Raw genomic sequence first — 4,983 nt, 5'->3', positions numbered from 1 at the left:
GCGGGTCGGTCGGCTGGGTCATCGCATCATCACCACTCCCACTGCCGTGACCGCCAGCTGCAGCAGGGCGATCGGGACGAGCCACACCCAGGCCAGCCGCTGCAGCTGGTCCTCGCGCAGCCGCGGCCAGGACACCCGGAACCAGATCACCACGACGGCCACGACGAGGGCCTTGAGCAGCGTCCAGAGCCAGCCCAGCGTCCCCGACCACGGCCCGGACCAGCCGCCGAGGAAGAGGACCGCGAACAGCAGGGACATCACGACGATCCCGGCATACTCGGCGAGGAGGAAGAACGCGAAGCGCAGCCCGGTGTACTCGGTGTAGGGGCCGAAGACGATCTCGGAGTCGGCGACCGGCATGTCGAAGGGGGTGCGCTGCAGCTCGGCGAGGCCGGCGACGAAGAACACCACCGCCCCGGGCAGCTGCCACAGCAACCACCACGGGGTCCAGGCCTGCGTGATCCCGATGAGCGAGAGCGTCCCCGCGGCGAGGGCGACGGAGGCGACGACCAGCACCATCGGCAGCTCGTAGGACACGAGCTGCGCGGCCGCGCGCATCGCCCCGAGGAGGGAGTACTTGTTGGCGGAGGCCCAGCCGGCCATGAGGGTGCCGATGATCCCCACCCCGATGACGGCCAGGACGAGCAGCACGCTCGCGTCCACCTTGGCGCCGACGACGTTGGGAGACAACGGGATCAACGCGAGGGCGATGAGACAGGGCACCAGGGCGACACCGGGCGCGAGGCGGAACGCCCACCGGTCGGCACGGGCCGGGACGACGTCCTCCTTCTGGACGAACTTGACCCCGTCGGCGACGAGCTGGGCCCACCCGTGGAACCCACCGGCATACATGGGGCCGAGGCGGCCCTGCATGTGCGCCATGACCTTGTGCTCGGTCTGCCCGACGAGGAGGGGCAGGACGAGGAAGCCCGCGAGGACGGCGACGGCGCGCAGCACCACCTCGAGCCAGCCGAGGTCGCTCATCGCGGCCCCCACTCGGGCGGCGGGACACCGGGTGCCTGGACCCGACGCCGTGACGGCGCCCCGCGCTCCGCGCCGCCGCGCGGCCCCTCATGGCCCTCCCCGGGCTCCTTGCCCCCGGGCCAGGCCTTGCTCGCCCGGGCGGGCAGCATGAAGGACTTGCGCAGCGGCGTGCCCTCGAAACCATCGGGCAGCAGCAGCGGTCGGATCCCGAGGCCGGTGCCGTCGTCGAAACCGGCGAAGTCGACACCGAACATCTCGTGGGTCTCGCGCTCGTGCCAGGCGGCCCCTCGGAAGACGGGGGTCAACGACGCCAGGGCCGCACCGTCGGGCACGCGGGTCCGGAGCAGCACCGACCGCAGCCCCCCGGGCGTGGAGACGTCGACGAGGTGGACGACGACGTCGAGCCCAGGCTGCTCCGGGGCATCCGTCTGGTCGACCGCCGTGAGCCAGTCGAAGTAGGAGAAGCCTTGCGCCACAAGTTCGCTCACCCGGGACGCCCACTCGGCGAGCGGGACGTCGACGACCTCCTTGACCTTCACGGCCGCTCCTCCCCGACCGGCTCGTGGCCCGGGGTGAACAGGAGGGGGCGACTCAGCTCAGCGGCGCTGGGAGTGCGGTGAGCGGCATACTTCCTGCGGAGCCGGGAGCTCGAGAGAGACTCGTCGGCGATCTTCTCCTGCAGGCGGATGATGCCGTGCAGCAGGGCCTCCGGGCGTGGCGGGCACCCGGGCACGTAGACGTCGACCGGGATGATCTGGTCGACGCCCTTCGTGACGGAGTACGAGTCCCAGTAGGGCCCGCCGGAGTTGGAGCAGGCGCCGAAGGAGATGACGTACTTCGGCTCGGGCATCTGGTCATAGAGCCGCCGGATCGCGGGGGCCATCTTGTCGGTGACCGTGCCGGAGACGACCATGAGGTCGGCCTGCCGGGGGCCGGGGGCGAACGGGATGACGCCGAGCCGGATGAAGTCATGGCTGCCCATCGAGGTCGCGATGAACTCGATGGCGCAGCAGGCGAGTCCGAAGTTGAAGACCCACAGTGAGTAGCGTCGCCCCCAGTTCAGGACGACCTTGATCGGCCGCGGGGCGTGCTCACTGACCGGGCCGACGCGTGGCATGGGCAGGTCGACGGCCATCAGACCCACCTCAGCAGGCCACGTCGGGCCGCATGGGCGAGCCCGAGGACGACGACGGCGATGAAGATCCCCATCTCGACGAGGCTCGCCACGCCGAGGTTCGCGTCGCGGATCACCAGCGCCCACGGGTAGAGGTAGATCGCGTCGACCGCGAAGATGACGTAGAGGAACGCGAAGACGAAGTAGCGCACCTTCGTCTGCGCCCAGCCCTCCCCGACCGGGTCGACGCCCGACTCGTACGTCGTCAGCTTGGCCGGGACCGGAGCGTGCGGCGCGAGGAGGGTCCGGACCACCATCGCCGCGGTGACGAGCAGCACGCCGGCGCCGAGGACCGCTGCCACGACGATGTAACCGGACATGCTCGCCAGCCTAGCCAGTGAAGGTCCGTATGCCGCTCAGCTCGGCGCGCTTTCTCGGGCAGGCCGCGTCGTGCCGGCCGTGCGGGAGAGCCGGTGCGCCGCCAGCGGGAGGCGGCTGAGCGGCATACGGCCTGCTCGTCGTCCCATGTGCTGAGGTCCACACTCGGGCACCGAACCGGCGAACTACGATGGAAGTGGCTTCTGGGTCAGGAGCAACGGCCGTGCCTGCAGCACCGCCCACCACGAGAACACGAGGACATCGCCCAGGATGAGCACCACTACGGTCAAGCGGCTCGATCGTGTCGTGATTCGGTTTGCCGGGGACTCCGGTGACGGGATGCAGCTCACGGGTGACCGGTTCACGTCGTCGACGGCGCTGCTCGGCAACGACCTGTCGACGCTGCCGAACTTCCCGGCGGAGATCCGGGCCCCGCAGGGGACCCTCCCCGGCGTGTCGAGCTTCCAGCTGCACTTCGCCGACCACGCCGTCCTGACGCCGGGTGACGCGCCGGACGTGCTCGTGGCGATGAACCCGGCGGCGCTCAAGGCGAACCTGCGCGACGTGCCGCGCGGCGCGACGATCATCGTCAACACCGACGAGTTCTCCAAGCGCAACCTGAGCAAGGTCGGCTATGCCACCAACCCGCTCGAGGACGGGTCGCTGGAGAGCTATGACGTGCACCCGGTCGCGCTGACCTCGATCACCGTCGAGGCGCTCGGCGAGTTCGACGGGCTGACCCGCAAGGAGAAGGAGCGGGCCAAGAACATGTTCGCCCTCGGGCTGCTGTCGTGGCTCTACACGCGGCCGATGGAGGGCACCGAGGCGTTCCTGAAGGCGAAGTTCGCCGGCAAGCCGGACATCCTCGACGCGAACCTCGCGGCGCTGCGGGCCGGCTACAACTACGGCGAGACGACCGAGGACTTCGCCAACGCGTACGAGGTCGCGCCGGCCGCGATGCCGGCCGGGACCTACCGCAACATCACCGGCAACGTCGCGCTCGCCCTCGGCCTGGTCACCGCCGCGCACCGCGCGCACCTGCCGCTGTTCCTCGGCTCCTACCCGATCACCCCGGCCTCCGACATCCTGCACACCCTGTCCGGGCTCAAGCGGTATGGCGTGACGACGATGCAGGCCGAGGACGAGATCGCCGGGGTCGGCGCGGCGCTCGGGGCCAGCTTCGGCGGGTCCCTCGGGGTCACGACCACCTCCGGGCCCGGCCTTGCCCTCAAGGCCGAGACGATCGGCCTCGCGGTCTCGCTCGAGCTGCCGCTGGTCGTGTGCGACATCCAGCGCGGCGGTCCCTCGACCGGCCTGCCGACCAAGACCGAGCAGGCCGACCTGCTGCAGGCCCTGTTCGGGCGCAACGGCGAGTCGCCGGTCGCCGTCGTCGCTCCCGCGACCCCGGCCGACTGCTTCGACATCGCCCTCGAGGCGGTCCGGATGGCGACGACCTACCGCACCCCGGTCATCGTGCTGTCCGACGGCTACCTCGCGAACGGCTCGGAGCCGTGGAAGGTCCCCACCACCGCGCAGCTGCCCGACCTGACCGTCACGTTCCCGACCGAGCCGAACGACACCAACGCTGCCGGGGATCCGGTCTTCCACCCCTACCTGCGCGACCCCGAGACGCTGGCCCGGCCCTGGGCGATCCCCGGCACCGCGGGCCTCGAGCACCGCGTCGGCGGGATCGAGAAGGCCGACGTGACCGGCAACATCTCCTACGACCCGGACAACCACGACCACATGGTCCGGCTGCGCCAGGCCAAGATCGACCGGATCCCGGTGCCGGACCTGCAGGTCGAGGACCCGACCGGCGACGCGCGGGTCCTCGTGCTCGGTTGGGGCTCGACCTACGGGCCCATCGCGGCCGGCGTCCGGGTGGCCCGCGCGACCGGGGCCCGGGTCGCCCAGGCGCACCTGCGCCACCTCGCGCCGCTGCCGGCCAACACCGGCGACGTGCTGCGGGCCTACGACCACGTCATCGTCCCCGAGATGAACCTCGGGCAGCTGGCCATGCTGCTGCGCGCCCGGTTCCTCGTCGACATCCAGTCGCACACGGCCGTGCGCGGGCTGCCGTTCCCCGCAGCGGAGCTCGCCGAGGTCATCGTGCGCGCAGTCAAGGAGCAGCAGCAGTGAGCATCGACCTCGGCCTCCCCACCCCCGCGTCCGGCACCGCCCGGGTGCCCCGCCTCGCCGACGGGCAGAGCCTGGGCAAGAAGGACTTCACCTCCGACCAGGAGGTGCGCTGGTGCCCCGGCTGCGGCGACTACGCGATCCTCGCCGCGATCCAGGGCTTCCTGCCCGAGCTCGGCCTCAAGCGCGAGAACATCGTGTTCATCTCCGGCATCGGCTGCTCGTCGCGGTTCCCGTACTACCTCGACACCTACGGGATGCACTCCATCCACGGGCGCGCCCCCGCGATCGCCACCGGGCTGGCCACCGCCCGCGAGGACCTCTCGGTCTGGGTCGTCACCGGTGACGGCGACTCCCTCTCCATCGGCGGC

6 protein-coding genes are annotated in these 4,983 nt (G+C 71.0%); 2 read left to right on the top strand and 4 right to left on the bottom strand.

Going from position 1 to position 4,983, the window contains the following annotated elements; translation table 11 throughout:
• Positions 1-18: 18 nt before the first annotated feature.
• Genes nuoH through N864_RS19120 form a run of 4 tightly spaced genes read right to left on the bottom strand, consistent with a single transcriptional unit; the run spans position 19 to position 2,478 of the window.
• Positions 19-984, bottom strand: a complete 966-nt coding sequence (nuoH, locus tag N864_RS19135; protein ID WP_034720994.1) for an NADH-quinone oxidoreductase subunit NuoH — start codon at positions 982-984, stop codon at positions 19-21.
• Positions 981-1,523, bottom strand: a complete 543-nt coding sequence (locus N864_RS19130) for an NADH-quinone oxidoreductase subunit C (protein WP_034720992.1) — start codon at positions 1,521-1,523, stop codon at positions 981-983. Before N864_RS19130 ends, nuoH begins: the two co-directional genes overlap by 4 nt.
• The gene (locus N864_RS19125) at positions 1,520-2,119 is read right to left on the bottom strand and encodes an NADH-quinone oxidoreductase subunit B (RefSeq protein ID WP_034720989.1); all 600 of its coding nucleotides are present in this window, start codon (positions 2,117-2,119) and stop codon (positions 1,520-1,522) included. The genes N864_RS19130 and N864_RS19125 overlap by 4 nt, the downstream gene beginning before the upstream one ends.
• Positions 2,119-2,478, bottom strand: coding sequence for an NADH-quinone oxidoreductase subunit A (locus N864_RS19120; RefSeq protein ID WP_034720986.1), 360 nt, complete (start codon positions 2,476-2,478; stop codon positions 2,119-2,121). Before N864_RS19120 ends, N864_RS19125 begins: the two co-directional genes overlap by 1 nt.
• A gap of 268 nt (positions 2,479-2,746) precedes the next feature.
• On the opposite strand from N864_RS19120, the gene N864_RS19115 reads away from it, so the two are divergent.
• Together N864_RS19115 and N864_RS19110 are read left to right on the top strand one after the other, a co-directional pair.
• Entirely contained in the window at positions 2,747-4,615 is a 1,869-nt protein-coding gene (locus N864_RS19115; RefSeq protein WP_034720984.1) for a 2-oxoacid:acceptor oxidoreductase subunit alpha, read from the top strand.
• The coding region (locus N864_RS19110; RefSeq protein ID WP_034720982.1) for a thiamine pyrophosphate-dependent enzyme at positions 4,612-4,983 on the top strand (372 nt) is incomplete at its 3' end. The genes N864_RS19115 and N864_RS19110, both read left to right, overlap by 4 nt.

This window comes from Intrasporangium chromatireducens Q5-1 (genome assembly GCF_000576575.1).
GTDB classification, from domain to species: Bacteria; Actinomycetota; Actinomycetes; order Actinomycetales; family Dermatophilaceae; genus Intrasporangium_A; species Intrasporangium_A chromatireducens.
Note: the sequence above shows the minus strand (reverse complement) of the source record. Positions and strands in the feature narration are given on the sequence as shown.